The 25177-nt window shown below is 71.2% G+C and carries 22 protein-coding genes and 2 tRNA genes; 14 read left to right on the forward strand and 10 right to left on the reverse strand.

What is annotated here, in order from left to right; translation table 11 throughout:
• The first annotated feature begins 38 nt into the window (after window positions 1–38).
• On the forward strand, window positions 39–1190 hold the full coding sequence (locus ACF068_RS15610; RefSeq protein WP_392274760.1) for a serine hydrolase domain-containing protein: 1152 nt from the start codon (window positions 39–41) through the stop codon (window positions 1188–1190).
• Window positions 1191–1222: 32 nt separating this feature from the next.
• On the opposite strand, the gene ACF068_RS15615 is transcribed toward ACF068_RS15610, so the two are convergent.
• Window positions 1223–2209 carry a hypothetical protein gene (locus tag ACF068_RS15615; protein ID WP_392274761.1) on the reverse strand — a complete coding sequence of 329 codons (987 nt, stop codon included), beginning with the start codon at window positions 2207–2209 and terminating at the stop codon, window positions 1223–1225.
• Between the two features lie 298 nt (window positions 2210–2507).
• Window positions 2508–5057: an aminopeptidase N gene (gene pepN / locus ACF068_RS15620; protein ID WP_392274762.1), complete on the reverse strand. Its 2550-nt coding sequence runs from the start codon at window positions 5055–5057 to the stop codon at window positions 2508–2510.
• A gap of 139 nt (window positions 5058–5196) precedes the next feature.
• Between pepN and ACF068_RS15625 the strand changes: the two genes are divergently transcribed.
• Window positions 5197–5832 (forward strand): DsbA family protein, encoded by a 636-nt coding sequence (locus ACF068_RS15625; RefSeq protein WP_392274763.1) that lies wholly within the window; start codon window positions 5197–5199, stop codon window positions 5830–5832.
• Window positions 5833–6049: 217 nt separating this feature from the next.
• Here ACF068_RS15625 and ACF068_RS15630 read toward each other — a convergent pair whose 3' ends face one another.
• The 4 genes from ACF068_RS15630 to ACF068_RS15645 form a co-directional block, all read right to left on the reverse strand.
• Entirely contained in the window at window positions 6050–6694 is a 645-nt protein-coding gene (locus ACF068_RS15630; RefSeq protein WP_392274879.1) for a superoxide dismutase, read from the reverse strand.
• Window positions 6695–6769: 75 nt separating this feature from the next.
• A complete protein-coding gene (locus ACF068_RS15635) occupies window positions 6770–7819 on the reverse strand; it encodes a glycerophosphodiester phosphodiesterase family protein (RefSeq protein ID WP_392274764.1) in 1050 nt (349 codons plus the stop codon).
• A 170-nt stretch (window positions 7820–7989) separates the two neighbouring features.
• Complete coding sequence (locus ACF068_RS15640; RefSeq protein ID WP_392274765.1) at window positions 7990–9399, reverse strand: amino acid permease; 1410 nt, start codon at window positions 9397–9399, stop codon at window positions 7990–7992.
• A gap of 163 nt (window positions 9400–9562) precedes the next feature.
• The gene (locus tag ACF068_RS15645; RefSeq protein ID WP_392274766.1) at window positions 9563–10948 is read right to left on the reverse strand and encodes an amino acid permease; all 1386 of its coding nucleotides are present in this window, start codon (window positions 10946–10948) and stop codon (window positions 9563–9565) included.
• Between the two features lie 252 nt (window positions 10949–11200).
• Here ACF068_RS15645 and ACF068_RS15650 point away from each other — a divergent pair, with 252 nt between their 5' ends.
• Window positions 11201–11791 (forward strand): biotin transporter BioY, encoded by a 591-nt coding sequence (locus ACF068_RS15650; protein ID WP_392274767.1) that lies wholly within the window; start codon window positions 11201–11203, stop codon window positions 11789–11791.
• 154 nt (window positions 11792–11945) lie between these two features.
• On the opposite strand, the gene ACF068_RS15655 is transcribed toward ACF068_RS15650, so the two are convergent.
• Window positions 11946–13379, reverse strand: a complete 1434-nt coding sequence (locus ACF068_RS15655) for an amino acid permease (protein WP_392274768.1) — start codon at window positions 13377–13379, stop codon at window positions 11946–11948.
• Between the two features lie 149 nt (window positions 13380–13528).
• Between ACF068_RS15655 and ACF068_RS15660 the strand changes: the two genes are divergently transcribed.
• A complete protein-coding gene (locus tag ACF068_RS15660) occupies window positions 13529–14017 on the forward strand; it encodes a ribose-5-phosphate isomerase (protein WP_392274769.1) in 489 nt (162 codons plus the stop codon).
• Window positions 14018–14246: 229 nt separating this feature from the next.
• Window positions 14247–15056 carry an Fpg/Nei family DNA glycosylase gene (locus ACF068_RS15665; RefSeq protein ID WP_392274770.1) on the forward strand — a complete coding sequence of 270 codons (810 nt, stop codon included), beginning with the start codon at window positions 14247–14249 and terminating at the stop codon, window positions 15054–15056.
• Here the strand turns inward: ACF068_RS15665 and ACF068_RS15670 are convergent.
• Window positions 15044–16273, reverse strand: coding sequence for a GNAT family N-acetyltransferase (locus ACF068_RS15670; protein WP_392274771.1), 1230 nt, complete (start codon window positions 16271–16273; stop codon window positions 15044–15046). The genes ACF068_RS15665 and ACF068_RS15670 overlap by 13 nt on opposite strands.
• Window positions 16274–16379: 106 nt before the next feature.
• On the opposite strand from ACF068_RS15670, the gene ACF068_RS15675 reads away from it, so the two are divergent.
• Window positions 16380–17525, forward strand: coding sequence for a PP2C family protein-serine/threonine phosphatase (locus ACF068_RS15675; protein ID WP_392274772.1), 1146 nt, complete (start codon window positions 16380–16382; stop codon window positions 17523–17525).
• A gap of 9 nt (window positions 17526–17534) precedes the next feature.
• Window positions 17535–17990 carry an HD domain-containing protein gene (locus tag ACF068_RS15680; protein WP_392274773.1) on the forward strand — a complete coding sequence of 152 codons (456 nt, stop codon included), beginning with the start codon at window positions 17535–17537 and terminating at the stop codon, window positions 17988–17990.
• 13 nt (window positions 17991–18003) lie between these two features.
• Here the strand turns inward: ACF068_RS15680 and ACF068_RS15685 are convergent, their stop codons facing one another.
• Window positions 18004–19116, reverse strand: coding sequence for an acyltransferase family protein (locus ACF068_RS15685; RefSeq protein ID WP_392274774.1), 1113 nt, complete (start codon window positions 19114–19116; stop codon window positions 18004–18006).
• A gap of 420 nt (window positions 19117–19536) precedes the next feature.
• Between ACF068_RS15685 and ACF068_RS15690 the strand changes: the two genes are divergently transcribed.
• Complete coding sequence (locus ACF068_RS15690) at window positions 19537–19731, forward strand: hypothetical protein (RefSeq protein ID WP_064069514.1); 195 nt, start codon at window positions 19537–19539, stop codon at window positions 19729–19731.
• A gap of 71 nt (window positions 19732–19802) precedes the next feature.
• Window positions 19803–20168 (forward strand): hypothetical protein, encoded by a 366-nt coding sequence (locus ACF068_RS15695; RefSeq protein WP_392274775.1) that lies wholly within the window; start codon window positions 19803–19805, stop codon window positions 20166–20168.
• A gap of 83 nt (window positions 20169–20251) precedes the next feature.
• Here ACF068_RS15695 and ACF068_RS15700 read toward each other — a convergent pair.
• Window positions 20252–20322, reverse strand: a tRNA-Gly gene (locus ACF068_RS15700).
• Between the two features lie 136 nt (window positions 20323–20458).
• On the opposite strand from ACF068_RS15700, the gene ACF068_RS15705 reads away from it, so the two are divergent.
• From ACF068_RS15705 to clpX, 5 genes are all read left to right on the forward strand, one after another.
• Window positions 20459–20535, forward strand: a tRNA-Pro gene (locus ACF068_RS15705).
• 174 nt (window positions 20536–20709) lie between these two features.
• Complete coding sequence (gene tig, locus ACF068_RS15710; protein WP_392274776.1) at window positions 20710–22104, forward strand: trigger factor; 1395 nt, start codon at window positions 20710–20712, stop codon at window positions 22102–22104.
• Window positions 22105–22355: 251 nt separating this feature from the next.
• Window positions 22356–22973, forward strand: a complete 618-nt coding sequence (locus ACF068_RS15715) for an ATP-dependent Clp protease proteolytic subunit (RefSeq protein WP_079137019.1) — start codon at window positions 22356–22358, stop codon at window positions 22971–22973.
• A gap of 44 nt (window positions 22974–23017) precedes the next feature.
• Window positions 23018–23692 carry an ATP-dependent Clp protease proteolytic subunit gene (locus ACF068_RS15720; protein WP_031070475.1) on the forward strand — a complete coding sequence of 225 codons (675 nt, stop codon included), beginning with the start codon at window positions 23018–23020 and terminating at the stop codon, window positions 23690–23692.
• A gap of 136 nt (window positions 23693–23828) precedes the next feature.
• The gene (gene clpX / locus ACF068_RS15725) at window positions 23829–25112 is read left to right on the forward strand and encodes an ATP-dependent Clp protease ATP-binding subunit ClpX (RefSeq protein WP_073751205.1); all 1284 of its coding nucleotides are present in this window, start codon (window positions 23829–23831) and stop codon (window positions 25110–25112) included.
• Window positions 25113–25177: the final 65 nt, after the last annotated feature.

Genomic DNA, 25177 nt, shown 5'->3' on the forward strand with positions numbered 1-25177 from the left:
CCCCCCGACCGCACCAACGCGCAGAGGGGAACCCCGACATGCCGGTACGCAGGACCCTGCCCGCCCTGATGGTGGCGGCGGCACTCGCCGTCACCGCCTTCACCGCCCCCGCCACCGCCGCCGAACGGCCCGCACGCCCCGGCGGCGACCACCGGCGGACCCAGGAGGCGGTCGACGCCCTCGTCCGGGCGGGCGTTCCCGGCGCGCTCGCCCAGGCCCGGGACGAGCACGGCACCTGGAACGGCTCCGCCGGCGTCGCCGACCGCACCACCGGCCGCCCGCGCCTGCCGAAGGACCGCTACCGCATCGGCTCCATCACCAAGCCGTTCATCGCGACCGTCCTGCTGCAACTCCAGGCGGAGGGCCGCCTCGACCTCGACGACCCCGTCGAGCGATGGCTGCCGGGCGTCGTCCGGGGCAACGGCCACGACGGGCGGCGGATCACCCTGCGCCAGATGCTGAACCACACCAGCGGGATCTTCGACATCACCTCCGACCCGGCCTACCGGCAGCAGGTCTTCAGCCCCGACTTCCTCCGCCACCGCTACGACACGCGGACACCGCGCGACATGGTGGCCATCGCCATGCGGCACCGCCCCGACTTCGCACCCGGCACCGACTGGAGCTACTCCAACACCAACTACCTGCTCGCCGGCATGGTCATCGAGAAGGTCACCGGCCGGCCCTACGGCACGGAGGTCGAGCGCCGGATCCTCAAGCCCCTGAAGCTGCGCGCCACCAGCCTTCCCGGTACCGACGCCAGGATGCCGCGGCCCAGCGGCCGGGCGTACTCGCGGCTCTTCGCCGGTCCGGACGCCGAGATCCACGACATGACCGAGCTGAACCCCTCGATCGCCGGACCCGCCGGCGAGATGATCTCCGACTCGGCGGACCTCCAGCGCTTCGTCCGGGCCCTGATGACCGGCCGGCTGCTGCCGCCGCGCGAGACCCGGGAGATGACCACCACGGTCCCGATCGGCGAGGACGCCCCCACCGCCCGCTACGGGCTGGGGCTGATGATGGACCGGCTGAGCTGCGGTACGGAGGTCTGGGGACACAACGGCGGCATCCACGGCTCCACTTCGGGGGTGCTGTCCACCCGGGACGGGCGCCACACGCTGGCGACCAACGTCAACGGCGACTGGGCGGGGGACACGCGCGCGGTGGTCGAGGCGGAGTTCTGCGGCTGATCCCGCCCGCCGTTCCCGTTCCCGCCCGCCGTTCAGCGCGGCAGGACGACCAGGTAGGCGGCCGGGGCCCGGTCCCCGGCCGCCATCAGCGCGGTACGCACCACCACCGCCTGCTGCTCCACGGCGTCCCGCAGCTTCCGGGGCGTGATGTGGACGACGGTGACGCCGAGCCGCTCCAGGTGCTCGCGCTTGCGGGTGTACTCCGTCCACAGCGCGCCGTCGTCGTGGCGCGGTGAGCGGGTGTCGAGCTCCACGGCCACCGCGTGGTCGGGCCAGTACGCGTCCACCCCGCCGAGGTGCGGACCGCCCGGCAGCCGGAGGTCGACGTTCCACAGCGGTCCGGGCAGCCCGTGCGCCCGCACCATCTCGTACAGCCGGCCCTCGGACAGCGCCCGCCCCTCGGCGAGCAGCGAGTCGACCGCGTCCACCACATGCGGCCGCGTCAGCAGCCGGGCCCGGTCCAACTCCCGGACGACCAGCGTCGGTTCGCAGTGGCCGCCCCGTACCGCCTCGGTCAGCAGCCGGCGTACGGTCGCGGCGTCCGCGATCTGCGCGACGGCGTCCGCCAGCGCGCGGGCCACCGGGGCGACGGGCACCCCGGTGATCTGCCGCGGCTCGGGCAGCCGGGCCGTCCGCACGATCCGTACGCACCCGGTGGACCGCAGCCGCCGGGTGCGCGGGACCAGGACGTCGATGCGGTCCAGCGCCGGCAGCGGCGGGGCGGCCGCGAACCGGTACAGCGCGAGCGCGGCCGCGCCGGTGACCATCGCCTCGGACGGCTGCGGCTCCCGCTGGGCGTACAACAGGGCCGCGTGCAGCCGCTCCTCGCTGGTGGGCGGCCCGGGGTGCAGCAGGTACACGCCCGGCAGGAACTGCTGCCAGGGCCCGCCGGCCCGGCACTGGGCGCCGGCCTCGGCGGCGGACACGCCGTGCGCCCGCAACTGCGCGGCGGACAGCACCCGGCGCCGGTCGGCGGCCAGGTGGGACAGGGGGCGGGGGGAGAGCGGGGTGTTGGTCATGCCCCGGGGTTTCCCGGCAACCGCCCCCGCCCTAACCGCTGTTACACGCCCGTCGACAATTCGGGACGACCCCGTCCTAAAGTACGGGCGTTCGACTGCCGATCAGGGACCCCGATCAGGCCCCCGACCAGCACCGCCGCCCCCCGCTCGGACGGATGTCCGTCCCGGGAACGCCCGCGCGGGCCCCGGCCCGTCCCCGAGGCGGGCCCTTCCCGGCCGGCACCCCAGGAACACCCCCGGAACACCCCCGCGGCCACCCGGGAGGGTGATCCCGCGCCCGCCGGGCCCGGCGTGGCCGTCAGACGGCCGAGGCGTCGCACCGCTGGGCGCGCAGCGCGCGGGCCAGGTCGTCGCGGGACTCCAGGACCAGGCGCCGCAGCGCCGGGGCGGCCGACTCGTGGGCGGCGAGCCACGCGTCGGCGGCCTCCAGCGTCGCCGGGTCGTCCTGGAGGGACGGGAACAGGCCCCGTACCACGTCCATGCCGATCTGGATCGACCGCTCGGCCCACACCCGCTCGATCGCCGCGAAGTACTTCGGCGCGTACGGGGCCAGCAGCGCCCGCTGCGACGGCTGGCCGAAGCCCGCGATCGTCGCCTCCACCAGCGCGTTGGACAGGGCGTCCGACTCGACGACCTGCGCCCACGCCTGGGCCTTGACGGCCTCGGAGGGGCGGGCGGCCAGACAGCGGACCTGGTGGCGCTTGCCCGAGGCGGTGTCGTCGCGCGCCAGTTCCGCCGCGATCACCGTCTCGTCCGCGCCGCCGTGCGCGGCCAGCGCCTCCAGGAACGACCAGCGCAGCTCCTGGTCCACGTCCAGTCCGTCGATCTTCGACGTGCCCTCCAGCAGCTCCTCCAGCAGCCGGTGGTCCGCTTCGGTCGTCGCCGTCGCGGCGAAGAACCGCGCCCAGGTGAGCTGCTGCTCACTGCCCGGCTCCGCGGCCCGCAGCTCCCCGAGGGCGCCCTCGGCCAGCAGCCGGCCACCCTCCTCGCGCCGCTCCGGCGCGGTGTAGTGCACCAGCGCGGTCCGCGCCCAGGCGTGCAGCATCTGGAGCACGCCGATCTCCGACTCGCGCCCGGCGAAGGCCAGTACCAGGGCGATGAAGTCCCGGGCCGGCAGCACCGCGTCCCGCGTCAGGTTCCACAGCGCCGACCAGCACAGCGCCCGCGCCAGCGGGTCCGTCAGGTCGCCCAGGTGCTCCCGCAGCGTCGCCAGCGAGTCCTCGTCGAAGCGGACCTTGCAGTACGTGAGGTCGTCGTCGTTGACCAGGACGAGCGCCGCCCGCTCGGCCCCCGCCAGCTCCGCCACCACGGTCCGCTCGCCGGTGACGTCCACCTCCGCGCGGGCGTACCGCACCAGCTCGCCCTCCGGCGACAGGCGGTACAGGCCCACCGCCACCCGGTGCGGCCGCGGCAGTCCGCCCTCCTGGAGTACGGCGAGCTCCGCCACCCGGCCGTCGGCGCCGTACGTCACCACCGGCGTCAGGACGTTGACGCCCGAGGTCTCCAGCCACGACCGGGACCAGGCCTTCATGTCCCGCCCGGACGTCTCCTCCAGCACCGACAGCAGGTCGTCCAGGCGGGTGTTGCCGTACGCGTGCCGCTTGAAGTACCGGCGGGCGCCCTCCATGAAGGCGTCCCGGCCCGCGTAGGCCACCAGTTGCTTGAGCACCGCGGCGCCCTTGGCGTAGGTGATCCCGTCGAAGTTGAGCTTGGCGTCCTCCAGGTCACGGATGTCGGCCGTGACGGGGTGGGTGGAGGGAAGCTGGTCCGCCCGGTAGGCCCAGGCCTTGCGGCTGTTGGCGAAGGTCACCCAGCTATTGGTGAAGCGGGTCGCCTCGGCGAGCGAGAAGGAGCCCATGAAGTCGGCGAAGGACTCCTTCAGCCACAGGTCGTCCCACCACCGCATGGTGACCAGGTCGCCGAACCACATGTGCGCCATCTCGTGCAGGATGACGTTCGCCCGGCGCTCGTACGCCGCCCGCGTCACCTTGCCCCGGTAGATGTACTCCTCCCGGAAGGTCACCATGCCGGGGTTCTCCATGGCGCCGAGGTTGTACTCGGGCACGAACGCCTGGTCGTACTTCCCGAAGGGGTACGGGTAGTCGAAGTTGTCGTGGAAGAAGTCGAAGCCCTGCTTGGTGACCAGGAAGACGTCGTCCGCGTCGAAGTGCTTCGCCAGGCTGCGGCGGCACATCGCGCCCAGCGGGATCTCCAGCTCGCCGCGCCGGTAGGTGTCCGTCACGTAGTGGTAGGGGCCCGCCACGACACAGGTGATGTACGTCGAGATCGGCGCCGTCTCCGCGAACCGCCACACCCCGCCCTCACGGGACTCCTCGGCGCCGTTGCTCCACACGGTCCAGCCCTCGGGAGCCGTCACCTCGAACCGGAACGGCGCCTTCAGGTCGGGCTGCTCGAAGGTGGCGAACACCCGCCGGGCGTCGGCCGGCTCGTACTGCGTGTAGAGGTAGACCTCGCCGTCCTCCGGGTCGACGAACCGGTGCATCCCCTCGCCGGTGCGGCTGTAGGCGCACTGCGCGTCGACCACCAGCACGTTCTCGTCCGCGAGGCCGTCCAGCGCGATCCGCGAGCCGTCGAACACGGCCGCCGGGTCGAGCGCCTGCCCGTTGAGCGTCACGGCGTTCACCGAGGGGGCGATGAGGTCCACGAACGTGGTGGCACCCGGGGCGGTACTCCGGAACCGGAGGGTCGTCACCGAGCGGAACGTCCGCCGCTCCGTCTCGCTCTCCCCGACCGCGGACCTGAGGTCGAGCGCGACCTCGTACCCGTCGACGGACAGCAGCTCGGCCCGCTCACGGGCCTCGTCGCGGGACAGATTCTCACCGGGCACGGGCGGCACTCCTTCGTGGCTCGTTTCGACAGCAGCGATCCTCCCACGCGCCACTGTCGGCCGGAACGCGGGAATGCCCGGGGCCCTCGTGACGTTGGCCCTCTCCAGGCGCACCCGTTCATCCCTACCGAGGAGACGCATGTCCGAGAGCAGGATCACCGCCGACTTCTGGTTCGACCCGCTGTGCCCCTGGGCGTGGATGACCTCCCGCTGGATGCTCGAAGTGGAGAAGGTCCGCCCGGTCGACGTGCGCTGGCACGTGATGAGCCTGGCCGTCCTGAACGAGGACAAGCTGGACCAGGTGCCGCCGGAGTACCGCGAGATGCTGGAGACCCAGGCGTGGGGCCCGGTCCGGGTCGTGGTCGCGGCGCAGCAGCTCCACGGCGACGAGGTGGTCGGCAAGCTGTACACCGCGCTCGGCACCCGTTTCCACAACAAGGGCGAGGGCCCGACGCCGACGGCGATCCGCGAGGCGCTGGAGGACGTCGGCCTGCCGGTCTCCCTGGCCGAGTACGCCGACAAGGACACCTACGACGCCGAGCTGCGCGCCTCCCACCACGAGGGCATCAGCAAGGTGGGCCAGGAGGTCGGCACCCCGGTCATCGCGGTGCCCGGCGCGGACGGCGAGCAGATCGCCTTCTTCGGCCCGGTCGTCACCCCGGCCCCCAAGGGCGAGGAGGCGGCCCGGCTGTGGGACGGCACGCTGCTGGTGGCGTCGGTCCCCGGCTTCTACGAGATCAAGCGCACCCGTACGGCAGGGCCCAGTTTCGAGTGAACCCCCGCGGCGGCGGGGACCAGTACATCAAGCGCACCCGTACTCAGGGTCCCGACGGACCACCCCCGCACACACGGGGAGCATGCCCCGGTTAACGAAGAAGGCCCCCCGCGAGTCACTCCCCCGGAGGGGGTGCTCGCGGGGGGCCTTCCTGCATCCGCCTGCCCGGTGAAGGTTGAGAAGACGATCACGAGCAGGACGACTCACGCGCCCGTCGTCAGGGGGCGATCAGGGGGGTGCGCTCCTTGGCCCGGGCGTAGCGGCGGGCGACGTCCTGCCAGTTGACGACCTCCCACATGGCCTCGATGAAGTCGACCTTCTGGTTCTTGTACTGGAGGTAGAAGGCGTGCTCCCAGGCGTCGAAGACCAGGATCGGCACCGAGCCCTGGCCCACGTTGCCCTGGTGGTCGTAGACCTGTTCGACGATGAGGCGGCCGCTGACCGGCTCGTACGCCAGCACGCCCCAGCCGGAGCCCTGGGTGGTGGCGGCGGCCTTGGAGAGCTGGGTCCTGAACCGGGCGAAGGAGCCGAAGGAGGCGGTGATCGCGTCGGCGAGCTCCCCCACGCCGTCCGCGGCCAGCGGCTCGCCACCGCCGCCGTTCTTCTTGCCGGTCATGTTGTGCCAGTAGATGGAGTGCAGGATGTGGCCGGAGAGGTGGAACGCGAGGTTCTTCTCCAGGCCGTTGATCGCGCCCCACTGGTCCTTGTCGCGTGCCTCTTCGAGCTGTTCCAGCGTGTCGTTGGCGCCCTTGACGTAGGCGGCGTGGTGCTTGTCGTGGTGCAGCTCGATGATCTGCGGGTTGATGACCGGCTCGAGCTCCGCGTAGTCGTACGGAAGTTCAGGAAGTGTGTAGACCGCCATGTCCGAGCCCTCCGACTGCTGCTTATTGCGAATCATATGCAAGTGCAGGTTAGCAGCAGCAAGCCGTTCCGTTGATCAGTCCTCCGTCCTGGGGCGCGCGTCCCTGGCGATCACCGCCAGATCGGGGAAGTCCGTCACCACCGCGTCCACCCCGAGCGCGAAGTGCCGGGCGTACTCGGCGAACGCGTCCCCGAAGGCGTTCGGGTCGTCACCGCGCCGCAGGTCCTCGGGCAGGTAGCGGTTCTCGGCGCGGAAGGTGTACGCGCCCACCCGCAGCCCCGCCGCGCGGGCGTCCGCGAGCAGGGTCGACGGGGGCCCCAGGGACGACTTGTCGGGGCCGATCCACCGGGCGTACGTGGCGACCGCGCGCAGCCCCGCCGGGGTGGCCATCTCCCGGTACGTCGTCGGGTGCCCGTACGGGCCGCCGACGGTGCCGAGGGCCTGCCAGAGCGGGACACCCAGCCGCTCACGGGCGAGCCGGAGCAGACTGGACGGCTCGAACGACTGGATCACGCACTCGTGCGGCCCCAGCCCGTTGCGGCGCACCGCGTCGGCGAGGACCGGCTCCAGAGGCAGGCCGATGGAGCGGAAGTACGACGGGTGCTTGGTCTCCGGGAAGACCGTGACGGTCCGGCCGTGGCGCCGGGACAGCCGGCGCGCCAGGCCGATCACCTCCTGGAAGGTCAGCACCCGCTGGCGCCCGTCGAAGACGGTGTTCCTGTTCCGTACGAGCGGGAGGCGCTCGACCGCCCGGAGCGTCTTCAGCTCCGCGAGCGTGAAGTCCTCGGTGAACCAGCCGGTGACGGCCCGCCCGTCGACGGTTTTGGTGGTCCGGCGCCCGGCGAACTCGGGGCGCCGCGCGACGTCCGTGGTGCCCGAGACCTCGTTCTCGTGCCGCACCACGAGGTGGTGGTCCCGGGTGGCCACCAGGTCCGGCTCGATCCAGTCGGCGCCCGTCTCGACGGCGAGCGCGTAGGAGGCGGCCGTGTGCTCGGGGCGCCAGCCCGCCGCGCCCCGGTGGCCGATCACGAGCGGCCCCGCGCCGGCCGAGGCACGGGCGGGGGAGGACAGGGGGCCGGCGGCCGCGGTCGCGCCCGCCGCCACGAGTACCGAGCGACGTCTCATGGGCCCGGACGGTAGACCCGGGGGAGGGGCGCGCCAGGGTCACTTCCGGCCGGGCCGGGCGGATTCCACCCCGGTACCGCACGGGACCGCACGAAAGGGGGAGCCCCGGCGCGCCACGCGCCGGGGCTCCCCCTTCTATGACCGTCAGGCCTTGTCGGCTTCTATGACCGTCAGGCCTTGTCGGCGCCCTTCCGGGCCTGGACGACGTATCCGGCCACCGCGAGCGCCAGCGTCAGCGCGCCCGTGGCGTAGAGCTGATCACGCGTGCCCTCCTCGCGGGCCATCAGCACGAACACCGCCGCCATGCCCGCCAGCGCCGCGTACGTCAGGTACGGGTAGGCCCACATCCGCACGACCAGCTTCTCGGGCGTCTCGCGTTCCAGCCGGCGGCGCAGCACGAGCTGCGAGACCGCGATGAAGATCCAGACGACCAGGATGATCGCGCCGATCATGTTGAGGAGCCAGAGGAAGACGTCGTTGGGGCGCCAGTAGCTGAGCAGCACGCACACGAAGCCGATCACCGAGGACATCAGGACCGCGATGCGCGGCACCCCGCCGGAGAGCCGGCCGAGGGCCTTCGGGCCCTGCCCGCGGGCCACCAGCGAGTGGGCCATCCGGGAGGCGCCGTAGATGTTGGCGTTCATCGCCGACAGCAGGGCGACCAGCACCACGACGTTCATGATCTGGCCGGCGTAGGGGATGTCCAGGTGCTCCAGCGTGGCGACGTACGGGCCCTTCTCGGCGACCGCCTTGTCGGTCCACGGCAGCAGGGTGACCACCACGGCCATCGAGCCGATGTAGAAGACGCCGATCCGCCACATCGCCGTACGGACGGCCTTGGCGACGCCCTGCACCGGGTGCTCGGACTCGGCCGCCGCGATGGTGACCGTCTCCAGGCCGCCGTACGCGAAGACGGAGGCGAGCAGGCCGACGATCAGGCCCTCGGAGCCGCTGGGCAGGAACCCTCCGTGACCGGTGAGGTTCGTCGTGCCGGGGGCCTCCGTGCCGGGCAGCAGGCCGGTGATCGCCAGCGCGCCGATGGCCAGGAAGATCACGATCGCGGCGACCTTGAGGGCGGCGAACCAGAACTCGAACTCGCCGAAGTTCTTCACGGCCGCGAGGTTGGTCACGCAGAACACGACCATGAAGAGGGCCACCCAGGCCCACTCGGCCGTGCCGGGGAACCAGCCCGTCATGATCTTCGCCGCGCCGATGCCCTCCAGGCCGACGGCCACGCAGAGCAGGAACCAGAACGACCAGCCGGCGGTGAAGCCCGCCCATGGCCCGATGGCCCGTTCGGCGTGCACGGAGAAGGAGCCGGACGCCGGGTTGGCCGCCGACATCTCGCCCAGCATGCGCATCACCAGCATCACGAGCGCGCCGGAGAGCGCGTACGCGAGGACGATCGAGGGTCCGGCGGCCGCGATGGCGGTGCCGGAGCCGACGAACAGACCGGCGCCGATGACACCGCCGAGGGCGATCATCGACAGGTGGCGTTGTTTGAGGCCGTGGGGGAGCGGCGCGTCGGCCGGCGTCTGCTCGACCGGGGTCGAGTCGGCGGGCGCGGAGGTCCGAGACATGGGCGTGCCCTGTTCAGTAGCTGAGACCGGTGCGGTGTGCGGTCGCGCCCGAACGGGTCGGGGCGCGGCCACACAGTCTGGGCGGGGGCACCGTTCACAGGGAACATCCGCCCGCTATACGGACACCGTGCTCACACAAGGTGAAGGAACACGCACACAACCATCACACCCGGCGCGTACGCCACTCCCGCACCCACGCCACCAGCAGCACCACCCCGGTCGCCGCCGCCGACCACAGCACCTGCGGCCGGGAACCGTCGTCCAGCAGCATCAGCACCAGCACCGCCGCCATGGCCGCCAGCGCCGTCCACGTCAGCCACGGGAAGCCCCACATCCGCAGCGTCAGCAACTCCGGCGTCTCCCGCTCGACGCGCCGCCGCAGCCGTAGCTGCGACACCGCGATGAGGCCCCACACGAACAGCAGCACCGCCCCGACCGCGTTCAGCATGTAGAGGAACACCGAGTCGGGCCACTTCAGGTTCAGCAGCACCGAGACGAAACCGAAGGCCACCGACGCCAGCACCGCCCGGCGCGGCACCCCGCCGCCCGACACCGCGAGCAGCCCCCTGGGCGCCTCCCCGCGCTCCGCCAGCGAGAAGACCATCCGGGACGAGCCGTACAGGTTGGCGTTCAGCGCCGACAGCAGCGCCACGAACACCACCACGTTCATGATCTGCCCGGCCCCCGGCACCCCGATCGCGTCCAGCACCGCCACGTACGGGCTCTGCCCCGGCTCCATCGACGTCCAGGGCAGCAGCGTCACGATGACCAGCATCGAACCGACGTAGAAGAAGAGGATCCGCCACACCGCGCTGCGCACCGCCCGCGCCACGTTGCGCGCCGGGTCCTCCGACTCGGCGGCGGCGATGGTCACCACCTCCAGCCCGCCGAACGCGAACACCACCGCCAGCACCCCGGAGACCACGCCGTCCCAGCCGTTGGGCAGGAAACCGCCCTGACCGGTGAGGTTCGCCGGCCCCACCGGCGCGGTGTCCGGCACCCACCCGCCGATCGCCAGCACCCCCAGGACCAGGAACAGCACGATCGCGCCGACCTTCAGCGCGGCGAACCAGAACTCGAACTCGCCGAAGTTCTTCACCGCCGCCAGGTTGGCTGCCGTGAACACCACCATGAAGACCAGCACCCAGGCCCACTGCGGCACCCCGGGCACCCAGCCGTTCGCGATCCGCGCCGCGCCCGTCGCCTCCACGGCCAGCACGACCACCAGCAGGAACCAGTACAGCCAGCCGACGGAGAACCCCGCCCAGCGGCCGAGCGCCCGCTCCGCGTGCACCGAGAAGGCGCCCGACGCGGGCATCGCCGCCGACATCTCCCCGAGCATCCGCATGACGAGCATCGCCAGGGCGCCCGCGATCAGGTACGACAGCACGATCCCCGGCCCGGCGACCGCGATCCCGGCCCCCGAACCGACGAACAGCCCGGCGCCGATCACCCCGCCGAGGCCGAGCATCGTCAGGTGCCGCTGCTTCAACCCGTGCGACAAGGGCTCGGGCGCCGGGGCGAGGGGCGGGGGTGGGGCGTCGTGCATGGCGCTCGTACTCTCACGTATTTGGAAGGACCCCACAGTCTCTCCGGCGACGCCCTCCTGGCGCAAAAGGGACCGTCCAATCGACCTTCCCCGTGACGAGCATCACGCCCGCTGAGGCATATCCCCGGCTCTTTGTCCGAACCCCACCAATGCCCGGTCAACCGCTTTGTGGTCGGCTGACGGTGATCGACCGTTCACTCGTCGACTACGGTCGGGCTGTTCCCGCTGTCCCTCACCCCCGCCGGAGTTCCGATGAGCACTGCCGCCGCCCCCATCCGTCACGGAGTGGTCCTCGCCGACCTGCTTCCGGCCACCCGCGCCCGCGACATCGCGCTCGTCGCCGGCGGCGCGGTGCTCACCGGCATCGCCGCCCAGATCGCCGTGCCCGTGCCCGGCTCACCGGTGCCCGTCTCCGGCCAGACCTTCGCGGCCCTGCTCGTCGGCACGGCCCTCGGCGCCCGCCGCGGCTTCCTGTCGCTCGCGCTGTACACCGTGGTGGGCATGGCCGGCATGCCGTGGTTCGCCCAGGCCACGTCCGGGTACGGCATGCCCTCCTTCGGCTACATCCTCGGCATGCTGCTCGCCGCGACCGTCGTCGGCGCCCTGGCCCGGCGCGGCGCCGACCGCTCGGTGGCGCGCATGGCGGGCACCATGGCGCTCGGCTCCCTCGTCGTCTACGCGGTCGGCGTGCCCTACCTGGCCCTCGCCACCGGCATGACGCTGCCGCAGGCGGTGGCCGCGGGCCTGACGCCGTTCCTCGTCGGCGACGCCCTGAAGGCCGCGCTCGCGATGGGCGTGCTGCCCACCGCCTGGAAGCTGATCGGCCGCAAGGACCGCGGCTGACGCATCGCGTCCCCCCAGGGAAAAGGCCCTCCACGCACCGGTGTACCGGTGCACGGAGGGCCTTTCGCCGTTCTCGCCGGACGCCGTCGGGCAGGTGCCGTCGGGCGTGGTCAGGCGTGGTCAGGCGTGGCCGGGCGTCGTCGGGCGGGTGCCGTCAGGTGAGCGAGGCGGCGCGGCGCTTGCGGTCCAGCAGGACGCCGGTGCCCACCACGAGGGCGGCGACCAGCAGCGACGCCAGCACGACCTCGCGGTTGGCGTCGTCGAACAGCATGTAGACCAGCACGAAGGAGATCATCGCGGCGGTCGCCCACGTCAGGTACGGGAACAGCCACATCTTGACCGTGACCTTCTCCGGCACCTCACGCATGAGGATCCCGCGCATCCGCAGCTGGGTGAAGCAGATGACCAGCCAGACGAACAGCGCCACCGCACCCGAGGAGTTCAGCAGGAAGAGGAAGACCGTGTCCTTGAACGCGTAGTTGAAGTACACGGCGACGAAGCCGAAGACCACCGAGGCGAGGATCGCGGCGGTCGGCACGCCCTTGGCGTTGACCTTGGCGAACGCCTTCGGGGCGTCACCGCGCTCACCGAGCGAGAACGCCATGCGCGAGGCGGTGTAGAGGCCCGAGTTCAGGCAGGACAGCACGGCCGTCAGCACGATCACGTTCATGATCTGGCCGGCGTGCGGGATGCCGATGGAGTCCAGGGCCGCGACGTACGAGCCCTTCTTGACGATCGACTCGTCGTTCCAGGGCAGCAGGGTGAGCACGATGAAGATCGAGCCCAGGTAGAACACGGCGATGCGCCAGATGACGCTGTTGGTCGCCTTGGTCACCGCGCGCCGCGGGTCCTCGGACTCACCGGCGGCGAGCGTGACGATCTCGCTGCCCATGAAGGAGAAGACGACCATCAGCACACCGGTGAGGATCGCGCCGGCGCCGTTGGGGAAGAACCCGCCCGCGTCGGTGAGGTGAGCGAGACCCGCGCCCGGGTTGTCCGAGCCCGGCAGGAAGCCGAACACGGCCAGCAGGCCGATCACGACGAAGGCGCCGATGGCGACGACCTTGATGCCCGCGAACCAGAACTCGAACTCGCCGTACGAGGACACCGAGACGAGGTTCGTGGCGGTCAGGACCAGCATCACGATCAGCGCCCAGGCCCACTGCGGCACGGCCGGGACCCAGCCCTCCAGGATCACCGCGCCCGCGGTCGCCTCGACCGCCAGCACCACGACCCAGAAGAACCAGTACAGCCAGCCGATGGAGAAGCCCGCCCAGCGGCCGAGGGCACGGTCGGCGTACGCGGAGAACGAGCCGGAGTTCGGGCTCGCGGCGGCCATCTCGCCCAGCATCCGCATCACGAAGACGACCATCGCACCGACGATGACGTACGAGAGCAGGATGGCCGGACCGGCCTTGGCTATGCCGCCGGAGGAGCCGACGAACAGGCCGGCGCCGATCACTCCACCGATGGCGATCATGGACAGGTGACGGTTCTTGAGGCCGGCCTTCAGACCGTCTGCGGACTGCGAAGTACCGGGTTCCCCGGTGGCTCCGCCTTCCTTCGGCAGGGTCGACTGCGTCGTCATGGACGATTCCTTACGTCTGTGCGGTACTCGGGTTACGAGCCCGTGCATGCAAGCACGAGACCCGGACGTACCGAAAGACCCGATTCCGGATCGTGATACGAGGGCCCCGGCGCCCCGCCCGGCCCCGCGCGCGTGCCACACTCGGACCCATGCGCGTGTACCTCGGCTCCGACCATGCCGGCTTCGAACTCAAGAACCACCTCGTCGAATGGCTCAAGGCCCACGGCCACGAGCCCGTCGACTGCGGTCCCCACATCTACGACGCCCAGGACGACTACCCGCCGTTCTGCCTCCGCGCGGCCGAGAAGACCGCCGCGGACCCGGACAGCCTGGGCATCGTGATCGGCGGCTCCGGCAACGGCGAGCAGATCGCCGCCAACAAGGTGAAGGGCGTGCGGGCCGCGCTCGCCTGGAGCGAGCAGACGGCCGCCCTCGGCCGTGAGCACAACAACGCCAACGTGGTGGCGATCGGTGGCCGCATGCACTCCGTGGAGGAGTCCACCAAGTTCGTGGAGACCTTCCTCAGCACCCCGTACTCGGGTGAGGAGCGTCACACGCGCCGCATCGAGATGCTCTCGGCCTACGAGACCACCGGCGACCTCCCCCCGATCCCTTCCCACCACCCCCAGCACCCCTGACGCCCGCCCGTTGTGGGCATGCGTTCCGCCGGGGCGGAACGGATGGGCACGACGGAACCGGGGCGGTGCCCTTTCCCGTTCCCCCTGGGGCGGTGCGCTGCACCGGTGCGCCCAGGCGCGGGCGGGACGGCAACCACCGGTCCGGCGCGGGGCGGAGCCACGGCCCCGCCCCGCGCCGGACGCCGACCGCGGCACGGTGGGGGCACGGCCCGACAAGGAGACCGCACCCATGCCCGAGGGGCATACGATCCACCGCCTCGCCCAGGACCACCTCGCCCGCTTCGGCGGTCACCCCCTCCGCATCACCAGCCCCCAGGGCACGTTCTCCCAAGGCGCCGCCCTCCTCGACGGCCGGGTGCTCGACGCCGTCGACGCCCACGGCAAGCACCTCTTCCTGGGGTTCGGCGGCGACGAGTGGGTCCACATCCACCTCGGCCTCTTCGGCAAGGTCCGCTTCGGCGACGCGCCCGCCCCGCCGCCCACCGACACCGTCCGGCTGAGGCTCGCCGGCGCCGGGGCGTACATGGACCTCCGCGGCCCCACCACCTGCGCCCTGATCACCGAGCCGGAGAAGCGGGCGATACACGAGCGGCTCGGGCCCGACCCGCTGCGCGACGGCGACGACCCGGAGCGGGCCTGGCGGCGGATCTCCCGCAGCCGTACCACCGTCGCCGCCCTGCTGATGGACCAGAAGGTCGTCGCGGGCGTCGGCAACGTCTACCGTGCCGAGGTCCTCTTCCGGCACGGCATCGATCCCTACCGCGCGGGCAAGGACCTCCGCCGGGACGAGTGGGACGCGATCTGGGAAGACCTCGTGGCCCTGATGCGCGAGGGCGTGCGCAACAACCGCATCGACACCGTCCGCCCCGAGCACACCCCCGAGGCCATGGGCCGTCCGCCGCGCGTGGACGACCACGGCGGCGAGGTGTACGTCTACCGCCGCGCCACCCTGCCCTGTCACGTCTGCGGCGGCGAGATCCGCACCGCCGGCCTCGCCGCCCGCAACCTCTTCTGGTGCCCCGCCTGTCAGAAGCCGTGAGGCAGCCAGGGCGCCACCGCCGAGCCGAAGGCGAGGGACGCCTCGGCCAGGGCGCCCCGCCGCAGCTCCCGCACCAGGCCCGCGCCCGCCAGCGACGCCAGCGAGTACCCGCCCAGGTACGCGGCGCCCAGCTCCCGCACCGACAGCGCCAGGTCCGGCGCGTCGTCCGTCCGCGCGCACACCGCGCCCTTGGGGTCGCCCGACAGCCGCCACCGCCCGGTGTTCCAGGGGCAGAAGGCGTCCCGCACGTCCAGGACCACGTCCACCGGCGCCCGGTAGGTACGCGCCTCCAGTGCCGCGGGCAGGTCCACCACCCGCAGGTGGAGCCCGTCCTGGACGCGCGTGTTGCAGCGCCGGACGTCGGACACCAGGTGCTGCCACGGGTCGTCCACCGGGCGGTTGGGGACCTGGAGCGTCGACATCAGGTCGATCCCGCACAGGAACCGCCACACCGCCGCGTAAGCCGCCGGGTCCAGCGCGCCCATGCTCCGCAGCCGCACCGTCCCCCTGGGACCGGCCGGCTCCCAGTCCGGCTTGGTGCTGTAGAGCGCGAACCCGACCGTCGCCCCGTCCCGCCGCGCCAGCACGCACTGGAGCGGCGACGCCCCATCCCGCGTCCCGGGCGGGTCCAGCAGCGGCAGCCGCTCCCAGCCCGGCCTGCGGGCGAGCATCCCCGGCCGCTCCGGGACCAGCCGCGCGTAAACGGCCTCGCACTCCGCGCTCGCGTCCCCCGGCGCCGCGAGCCGCAGCACTACGTCATCCGTCCCCTCCGGCACGGACAGCCGGACCCGGGTCGTATCGATCTCCGCGCGCAGCTGCCGGGTGGCGATGCCGTACCCGAATCGCCCGTAAATAGCCGGTTCCGACGCCGTCAGCACGGCCAGCGGCTCGCCCCCGGCGAACACGTCGTCGAGCTGCCGCCGCATCATCGAGGTGAGGAGCCCGCGCCGCCGGTGCGTCGGGGCCACGCTCACCATCGTGACGCCGGCCGCGGGCACCAGCGAGCCGCCGGGCACGGACAACCGGAACGAGAACGCCCCCGTCGTACCGACGCACACGTCGCCGTCCCAGACGCCGAGGGAACGCTCACGCTCGGTGAGCGCGTCCCACAGCTCCCGTTCCTGCCGGGCTTCGAGCGCCCCGCCGAACGCCAGCATCAACTGCCCGTACCAGGCGTCCCATTCGGCCGGCCCGAGGACACGTAAATCCGTCGTCATATGCCATGGGTAGCAGGCACGCGCCCCCCGGGCGACCCAATTTCGAACGCAATGTCACAGGGGTCCCCCTGCACGGGGCGCCGCCGGATGGATAGGGTCCAGGCCAATGGCCCGTAGCGCACGAGTGGACGCGTACCTGGCCCGGATGCGGAAGTCCGCGCGCCGGGTCAAGGTCGGCCTGCGCAAGTCGGGCGTCGACTACTTCCGCGGCGACGGCTCCGACTGGATCGCCCTGGCGGGCCTCCTGCTCACCGTCCCGCTGATCACGTTCCTCACCGTCACCACCCCCGTATGGGCCGCCCCGGCCGCACTGGTCCTGCCCATCGTCGCGGGCGGCCTGCTGCTGCGCCCGGCGAGCCTGCTGGCCCTGTACGCGGCGTCCGCCGGCGCCCTGATCGTCGAGTCCGCCCTCCTCGGCCCGTACACCCAGGGCGCCGCCCGGGTCACCCCCGGCACGGTGCTGGTGGTGGCCGCGTGCGGACTGTTCGGGCTGCTGATAGCGCAGTTCCGGGCCCGGGTGGGGGTGCCGTGGCGGCGCGGCGGGACGATGCTGTTCGACCTGCGCGAGCGCATCCGGGTGCAGAGCGCCCTGCCCCGGCTGCCCAAGGGCTGGCACCACGAGATGGCGCTGCGCCCGGCGGGCGGCCAGTCCTTCTCGGGCGACTTCGTGGTCGCCGCCAGGACGCAGGGCGGCCGCACCCTGGAGGTCGTCCTGACCGACGTGTCCGGCAAGGGCATGGACGCGGGCTCCCGCGCCCTGCTGCTGTCCGGGGCCTTCGGCGGGCTGCTCGGCTCGCTGCCCCCGCACGGCTTCCTGCCGGCCGCCAACGGCTATCTGCTGCGCCAGGACTGGGACGAGGGCTTCGCCACCTCCATCCACCTGGTGCTCGACCTCGACTCGGGCGACTACGAGCTGCTGTCGGCGGGCCACCTCCCGGCGCTCCAGCTCCACGCGGGCAGCGGCCGGTGGGAGGAGAAGTCCGGGGAGGGCCCGCTGCTGGGCGTGTACGACCGTGCCGAGTTCCACCCGGTCAAGGGCTCGCTGCGGCCCGGGGACGTGCTGATGCTGTTCACCGACGGCCTGGTGGAGGCCGCGGACCGGGACATCGCCGAGGGCATCGACCGGCTCACCGGCGAGGCGGACCGCCATGTGGCGACCGGCTTCGAGGGCGCGGCCTGGCACCTGATCGAGGCGTGCGCGAAGGACGTCAACGACGACCGCGCGCTGCTGCTCATCACCCGTGACGCTTAGGGAGGGGACATGGGGTACCTGTCGTTGGCCGAGATCGAGGCGCTCGCGCGGGAGGCCCACGCCGGCCAGACCGACAAGGCGGGCCGCCCCTACGCCGGGCACCTCCGGGCGGTCGCGGAGGGGGTACGGGCCCGGGGCGGCAGCGACGAACAGGTGGCCGCGGCCTGGCTGCACGACGCCGTGGAGGACGACCGGCTGTCCGAGGCCTGGCTGCGCGGGGCCGCCCTGCCGCCGTCCGTCAAGGACATGGTGCTGGCGCTCACCAAGCGGCCGGGCGAGGAACCGGAGGCGTACACCGCCCGGATCCTGGCCGTGCCGGGCGCCCTGCTCGTCAAGGAGGCCGACCTGGCGCACAACGCCGACCCGGAGCGCCTCGCCCTCCTGGACGGGGTGACCCGGGCCCGGCTGACCGCCAAGTACGCGAGGACCCGCGCGCTGCTGGGGCTCCGGCCCGACGGGGCCTGAGCGCCGGGGTCGCTCAGCGGCGGGCGGTGGCGGAGGCCTCCCGCCGGAACGCCCACCCCATCCGCGGCTCGGTCACCCATCGCAGCGCCCGCCGCACCGGCGGGGTGCACAGGGCGGTCACCGCGAGGGCGGCCACCGCCGTGACGACGACCCGCCCGAGGGGGGTGCCGAGGTGGTAGGCGGGGACGAGCGGCCAGTACTCCATGGCCTTCACCAGGAACCCGTGCAGCAGGTAGCCGCAGATGGTGCCCGCCCCGAGGACGGTGAACCAGGTCCGCCGGCGCGGCACCCAGGACAGGAAGGCGACGGTGAGCACCAGGGCGCAGCCGAACAGCGCGAAGGTCATGACCGGCCCGGCCCACCAGGGCGCGTCCAGCTCCTCGGCGCTGGTGCTGCGGTAGAACCAGCTCATCCGGATGTCCGGGGCGATCCAGTAGGTGAACGCCAGGGCGCCCAGCGCGACCGGCACCGCCGCGATCCGTACCGCCCGCCGCCGCACCAGGTCGAAGTGCGCGGGCTCCAGCGACAGGCCCAGCACGAAGAACGGCAGGAACTGGAGCACCCGCTGGAGGTCCAGGTCCTGGCCGATGCCGGGGGTGAGCGAGCCGAGGGCGGCGACGACCAGGGCGACGGGCAGCGGGTGGCGGAGGCTGCGCCACAGGGGGGTGGACAGCCGCCAGACGAACAGCGCGATCAGGAACCAGGTGAGGTAGATCGGGTCGGTCAGGCTCAGGGCCTGGTCGGGGACGTGGCCGGCCCAGCGCCGGTAGAGCGAGTACGCCACCTCGAACACCACGTACGGCACGACGAGCCCGGAGACCAGGCGCCTGAGCTGGTCCGGGCGCCCGGTGAAGCTCCGCGAGAAGTACCCGGAGATCACGATGAACGCGGGCATGTGGAAGGTGTAGACGAACATGTACAGCGCTCTGGTCGCCCGGCTGCCGTCCATGACGGGCTCCCAGGCGTGCGCCATGGCGACGAGCACGATCGCCAGGTACTTGGCGTTGTCGAAGAACGCGTCCCGGCCGGGTCTGTCCGTCCCGCGCTCGCGGGTGCTCGTCGTGGTCTCGGGCTCCCGGACCGGCGGGAGCAGGGCCTGCTGATTTCCATGCGGAGCCTGGAACATCCAAGGCACCCTAGCCACGCCTCCGGCAATTCGTAAAACCGGCCGCGCGACGCGTCCATTCCTTTATGACACCACCCGCAACTGCACCCTATGCCCTGGTTAATCCCCCTTAAATGGTGCATACCGTTACCGCTTCTGCCACGGAGAATTACTCGCCGGGCACGCTGCGAATTATCTGTGACCCCGCTGTGTGCGACGCGAAAAGATCAGAGGGAATTCGTGTACCGGTTTTCGGACCGGCGCTGCGGGGGTAGACGGCGGCAGCGGTGGGGGCGCGCGGTGGCCGCGATCCCCAGGTGAACGATGTGTCAGTGGGCCTCATTCGGGGGGAGGTTGGTGGCACGATGGAGCCAACGGGGGGCGCCGGGCCGCGCACCCCGGGGCCGGCAAGGTGGACCGACCGAGGGTGTGTGATCAGTTGTGGCCATTTCACTGTCCGTGGTGCTGCTGTTGGCGATCATCCTGGTGGTGTTGATTCGCGGCGGCTCCCTCAAGGCGGGGCCGGCGGTGGTAGCCGTGCTCTTCGGTTTCTTCCTCGCCTCGTCCGGCATGGCGCCCTCGATACAGCGCTTCCTCGACTCCATCGCCTCGACGATCAACCAGATCAGTTTCTGAGCTCCCTTTCCGAGTCGCAGCCGGTCGTGCCCCGACCCAGACTGGAAGGGGGATCCGGCCGAGGAGGAGACATGACGGGAGCGACACGCGAGGACACCCCCGTCGCCATCGAGGGCGGCGGCGTGGAACTGCGGACGCGGGAAGTCGGGGGTGACATGACCGTCGCCTTCGTCCGCTTCCCAAGCGGTACGGACATGGGTCCGGCCCTCAAGGGCCTGCCCGGCGACCTCTGCCAGTGCCCCCACTGGGGCTACCTGTTCAAGGGGCGGCTCAGGATGCGCACCGCGGACGGGGACCGCACCTACGAGGCGGGACAGGCCTTCTACTGGGAACCCGGCCACGCCCCCGAGGCCCTGGAGGACTGCGAGTACGTCGACTTCTCCCCGAGCCGGGAATTCGCCGAGGTGGTCGGGCACGTGAAGGCGCAGCTCGGGTGAACGGCCCGCGGCGGCGGCCCGGGGAACGCGGCGCGGCCCGGGCGGGGGGAACAGGTCCCCTCACCCGGGCCGCGGCCGGACGGAGCGGGCGACGGGAATCGAACCCGCGTAGCTAGTTTGGAAGACTAGGGCTCTACCATTGAGCTACGCCCGCGAGCAGCGCGCCGCGGGTCACAGGACCGCGGCACGAACGCATCGTCATCGTAGCGGGTCGTGTGCGGTCGCCGCACACCCCCTCACAAAGGTGCCGACGCACCGACGCGGGGCATGTACCCTACGTGTCGCACCGACGGGGTGTGGCGCAGCTTGGTAGCGCGTCCGCTTTGGGAGCGGAAGGCCGTGGGTTCAAATCCCGCCACCCCGACCACACCGGACGCGCCGGATCATGCGCGCAACCAAGATCACATTGTGGGCCTCATCCCGCTTGCGGTTACTATGCAAGCTGCGTGCCCGTGTGTCTCTCTGACCGGGCCGAATCCGCCGGAACCGCCGCAAGCGGCACCGGCAGAATCCAAGAATCAGCCACCAAGGAGACCGAACCGTGAAGAGCGCCGTGGAGACCCTGAACCCGACCCGGGTTCGGCTCACTGTCGAGGTGCCCTTCGAGGAGCTCAAGGACAGCCTCGACGCGGCGTACAAGAAGATCAACCAGCAGGTCACGGTCAAGGGCTTCCGCAAGGGCAAGATCCCGGCTCGTGTCATCGACCAGCGGTTCGGCCGTGGTGCGGTGCTGGAGGAGGCCGTCAACGACGCCCTCCCGAAGTTCTACACCGAGGCCGTCAACGAGGCCGAGGTCAACCCGCTGGGTCAGCCCGAGGTCGACATCACCGAGCTGAAGGACGGCGAGCTGCTGGCCTTCACCGCCGAGGTCGACATCCGCCCGACGATCGAGATCCCGGACTACTCCGGCATCGAGGTCACGGTCGACGCCGTCGAGGTCACCGACGAGGACGTCGAGAAGTCCGTCGAGCAGCTTCGCGACCGCTTCGCGTCCACCAACCCGGTCGAGCGCGCCGCCGCCGAGGGTGACGTCGTGACGGTCGACCTCGAGGCCAAGGTCGACGGCGAGGTCCTGCCGGACGGTGTCGCCTCCGGCGTGCAGTACACCATCGGCTCCGGTGAGCTCCTCGACGGCATCGACGAGGCCGTGACCGGCCTGGAGGCCGGTGGCGAGGCCACCTTCACCTCCCAGCTCAAGGGCGGCTCCGCCGAGGGCAAGGAGGCCGAGGTCACCGTCAAGGTCACCCAGGTCGCCGCCCGTGAGCTCCCCGAGCTCGACGACGACTTCGCGCAGATGGCGTCCGAGTTCGACACCCTCGAGGAGCTGAAGGCCGACAGCCGCAAGCGCCTCGAGAACATGAAGCAGTACGACCAGGCCACCCAGGCCCAGGAGCGCGTGCTGGACCAGCTCATCGAGCTGGCCGAGGTGCCGATCCCCGAGAAGCTCCTCGAGGACGAGGTCAACACCCGCAAGCACAACCTGGAGCACCACCAGCTCGGCCAGATGGGTCTGACGCTGGAGAAGTACCTGGAGCTCCAGGGCAAGACGGTCGAGGAGTTCGAGACCGAGACCCGCGAGCAGGCGGTCAAGGGCATCAAGACCCAGTTCATCCTCGACGAGCTGGTCAACAAGGAGAAGCTCAACGTCAACCAGGAGGAGCTCACCGAGCACCTCATGCGGCGTGCCGCCTCCTCCGGCATGAGCCCCGACCAGTTCGCCAAGGCCGTCGTCGAGGGCGGCCAGGTGCCGATGCTCGTCGGCGAGGTCGCCCGCGGCAAGGCCCTCGCGGTCGTCGTCGAGGCCGCCAAGGTCGTCGACACCAACGGCGAGCCGGTCGAGCTCGACGACGACGAGGACGAGTCCGCCGAGTCCGCCGAGACGGCCGAGGCCTCCACCGAGGAGTCCGCGGAGTCCGAGGACAAGAACGAGGCCTGAGCCACGGCCCCGGTATGAACGGTCCGACGGGCCCGATCCGCACCCGCGTGCGGTCGGGCCCGTCGCCGTACGGGAGCCCCCGGGGCCTGCCGGCCCAACTACCTTGCGCTCCCAGCGAACAGTTGGGGAACCGGGATGGTGTTGTCCGACCTGCGCGTTAGGGTCCATGAATACGAGGGCAGGCCATTACCCGCCCCCAGTACGTACGACGCTGAGACGGCCGGAGCCGTCAGAGACGAGCAGGTGGATACGTGACGAATCTGATGCCTTACGCCGCGGGTGAGCCGTCCATCGGTGGTGGCCTCGGCGACCATGTCTACAACCGGCTGCTCGGCGAGCGGATCATCTTCCTCGGCCAGCAGGTCGACGACGAGATCGCGAACAAGATCACCTCGCAGATGCTGCTCCTTGCCGCCGACCCGGACAAGGACATCTACCTGTACATCAACAGCCCGGGTGGCTCGGTGACGGCCGGCATGGCCATCTACGACACCATGCAGTACATCCCGAACGACGTCGTCACCATCGGTATGGGCATGGCGGCCTCGATGGGTCAGTTCCTGCTCACCGGCGGCACCCCCGGCAAGCGCTTCGCGCTGCCGAACACGGACATCCTGATGCACCAGGGCTCCGCCGGCATCGGCGGCACCGCCTCGGACATCAAGATCCAGGCCGAGTACCTCCTCCGCACGAAGAAGCGCATGGCCGAGATCACCGCGCGCCACTCCGGCCAGTCCGTGGAGACGATCATCCGCGACGGTGACCGCGACCGCTGGTTCACCGCCGGGGAGGCCAAGGAGTACGGCCTGATCGACGACATCATGTCTGCCGCCGCGGGCGTTCCGGGCGGTGGCGGCACCGGCGCCTGAGCGCCCCCGCCCCTCGCCCCCCAGCCCCGCCGAACGCCACCAGGATGGTGAACACCCATATGAGCAACTTCTCCGCGAGCGGCCTCTACACCGGCCCGCAGGTGGACAACCGGTACGTCGTCCCCCGCTTCGTCGAGCGCACCTCCCAGGGCGTGCGCGAGTACGACCCGTACGCGAAGCTCTTCGAGGAGCGCGTGATCTTCCTCGGCGTGCAGATCGACGACGCCTCGGCCAACGACGTCATGGCGCAGCTGCTGTGCCTGGAGTCGATGGACCCGGACCGCGACATCTCCATCTACATCAACAGCCCCGGTGGCTCCTTCACCGCGCTGACGGCCATCTACGACACGATGCAGTTCGTGAAGCCGGACATCCAGACGGTCTGCATGGGCCAGGCGGCCTCCGCCGCGGCCGTGCTGCTGGCCGCCGGCACCCCCGGCAAGCGGATGGCCCTGCCCAACGCGCGTGTGCTGATCCACCAGCCGTCCGGCGGCACCGGCCGTGAGCAGCTCTCCGACCTGGAGATCGCGGCCAACGAGATCCTGCGCATGCGTACGCAGCTGGAGGAGATGCTGGCCAAGCACTCCACCCAGCCGATCGAGAAGATCCGCGACGACATCGAGCGCGACAAGATCCTCACGGCCGAGGACGCCCTGGCGTACGGCCTGGTGGACCAGATCGTCTCCACCCGCAAGAGCACCGCAGCGGCGGCTGCCTGACGGCCCCGCCTTCCCTTGGCACGGTGTGAACCGTGCCAAGGGGGGCCCGAACCAGGGCCCCGGCAAGGTACCGTCGGATATGAGGCACCAGGAGTCGGCTGAACCAAGCCGCTCCCAGGCGAAGGGGAAGCACCTCGTGGCACGCATCGGTGATGGCGGCGACCTGCTCAAGTGCTCGTTCTGCGGAAAGAGCCAGAAGCAGGTGAAGAAGCTCATCGCAGGCCCCGGTGTGTACATCTGCGACGAGTGCATCGACCTCTGCAACGAGATCATCGAAGAGGAGCTCGCGGAGACGAGCGAGGTCCGCTGGGAGGAACTCCCCAAGCCGCGCGAGATCTACGAGTTCCTGGAGGGGTACGTCGTCGGCCAGGAGCCGGCCAAGAAGGCCCTCTCCGTCGCGGTGTACAACCACTACAAGCGCGTCCAGGCCGGTGAGAACGGCGGGGGCGCGGGCCGGGACGACGCGATCGAACTCGCCAAGTCCAACATCCTGTTGCTGGGCCCCACCGGCTCCGGCAAGACGCTCCTGGCCCAGACGCTGGCCCGGATGCTCAACGTCCCGTTCGCCATCGCCGACGCGACGGCGCTCACGGAGGCGGGGTACGTGGGCGAGGACGTCGAGAACATCCTCCTGAAGCTCATCCAGGCCGCCGACTACGACGTCAAGAAGGCCGAGACGGGCATCATCTACATCGACGAGATCGACAAGGTCGCCCGTAAGAGCGAAAACCCGTCGATCACCCGCGATGTGTCGGGCGAGGGCGTCCAGCAGGCGCTCCTCAAGATCCTGGAAGGCACCACGGCCTCGGTGCCCCCGCAGGGTGGGCGCAAGCACCCGCACCAGGAGTTCATCCAGATCGACACGACGAACGTGCTGTTCATCGTGGGCGGCGCCTTCGCCGGCCTGGAGAAGATCATCGAGTCCCGGGCGGGTGCCAAGGGCATCGGCTTCGGCGCGACGATCCGCTCCAAGCGCGAGATCGAGGCGAGCGACCAGTTCCAGGAGGTCATGCCGGAGGACCTGGTGAAGTTCGGGATGATCCCCGAGTTCATCGGCCGTCTCCCCGTCATCACCTCGGTCCACAACCTGGACCGCGAGGCCCTGCTGAAGATCCTCGTCGAGCCGCGCAACGCGCTGGTCAAGCAGTACCAGCGCCTCTTCGAACTCGACGGCGTCGAGCTGGACTTCGACCGCCCGGCCCTCGAGGCCATCGCCGACCAGGCCATCCTCCGCGGCACCGGCGCGCGCGGCCTGCGCGCCATCATGGAGGAGGTCCTGATGTCGGTGATGTACGAGGTTCCGTCCCGCAAGGACGTCGCCCGCGTCGTCATCACCGAGGACGTCGTCCACAACAACGTCAACCCGACGCTCGTCCCCCGGGTCGTCAAGGACCCGGGCCGCCACGAGAAGTCGGCGTAACCCCGGACACCCCGAAGGCGCCCGCCCGGTTCCCCGAACCGGGCGGGCGCCTTCGTCGTTCGCCG

The sequence above is a fragment of the Streptomyces sp. NPDC016309 genome, assembly GCF_043077235.1.
Classification (GTDB): domain Bacteria; phylum Actinomycetota; class Actinomycetes; order Streptomycetales; family Streptomycetaceae; genus Streptomyces.

Coding starts and splice junctions, on each gene's coding strand:
- ACF068_RS15610 (WP_392274760.1), top strand. CDS start 39: ATGCCGGTACGCAGGACCCTGCCCGCCCTGATGGTGGCGGCGGCACTC.
- ACF068_RS15615 (WP_392274761.1), bottom strand. CDS start 2,209: ATGACCAACACCCCGCTCTCCCCCCGCCCCCTGTCCCACCTGGCCGCC.
- ACF068_RS15625 (WP_392274763.1), top strand. CDS start 5,197: ATGTCCGAGAGCAGGATCACCGCCGACTTCTGGTTCGACCCGCTGTGC.
- ACF068_RS15630 (WP_392274879.1), bottom strand. CDS start 6,694: ATGGCGGTCTACACACTTCCTGAACTTCCGTACGACTACGCGGAGCTC.
- ACF068_RS15635 (WP_392274764.1), bottom strand. CDS start 7,819: ATGAGACGTCGCTCGGTACTCGTGGCGGCGGGCGCGACCGCGGCCGCC.
- ACF068_RS15640 (WP_392274765.1), bottom strand. CDS start 9,399: ATGTCTCGGACCTCCGCGCCCGCCGACTCGACCCCGGTCGAGCAGACG.
- ACF068_RS15645 (WP_392274766.1), bottom strand. CDS start 10,948: ATGCACGACGCCCCACCCCCGCCCCTCGCCCCGGCGCCCGAGCCCTTG.
- ACF068_RS15650 (WP_392274767.1), top strand. CDS start 11,201: ATGAGCACTGCCGCCGCCCCCATCCGTCACGGAGTGGTCCTCGCCGAC.
- ACF068_RS15655 (WP_392274768.1), bottom strand. CDS start 13,379: ATGACGACGCAGTCGACCCTGCCGAAGGAAGGCGGAGCCACCGGGGAA.
- ACF068_RS15660 (WP_392274769.1), top strand. CDS start 13,529: ATGCGCGTGTACCTCGGCTCCGACCATGCCGGCTTCGAACTCAAGAAC.
- ACF068_RS15665 (WP_392274770.1), top strand. CDS start 14,247: ATGCCCGAGGGGCATACGATCCACCGCCTCGCCCAGGACCACCTCGCC.
- ACF068_RS15670 (WP_392274771.1), bottom strand. CDS start 16,273: ATGACGACGGATTTACGTGTCCTCGGGCCGGCCGAATGGGACGCCTGG.
- ACF068_RS15675 (WP_392274772.1), top strand. CDS start 16,380: ATGGCCCGTAGCGCACGAGTGGACGCGTACCTGGCCCGGATGCGGAAG.
- ACF068_RS15680 (WP_392274773.1), top strand. CDS start 17,535: ATGGGGTACCTGTCGTTGGCCGAGATCGAGGCGCTCGCGCGGGAGGCC.
- ACF068_RS15685 (WP_392274774.1), bottom strand. CDS start 19,116: ATGTTCCAGGCTCCGCATGGAAATCAGCAGGCCCTGCTCCCGCCGGTC.
- ACF068_RS15695 (WP_392274775.1), top strand. CDS start 19,803: ATGACGGGAGCGACACGCGAGGACACCCCCGTCGCCATCGAGGGCGGC.
- ACF068_RS15720 (WP_031070475.1), top strand. CDS start 23,018: ATGGTGAACACCCATATGAGCAACTTCTCCGCGAGCGGCCTCTACACC.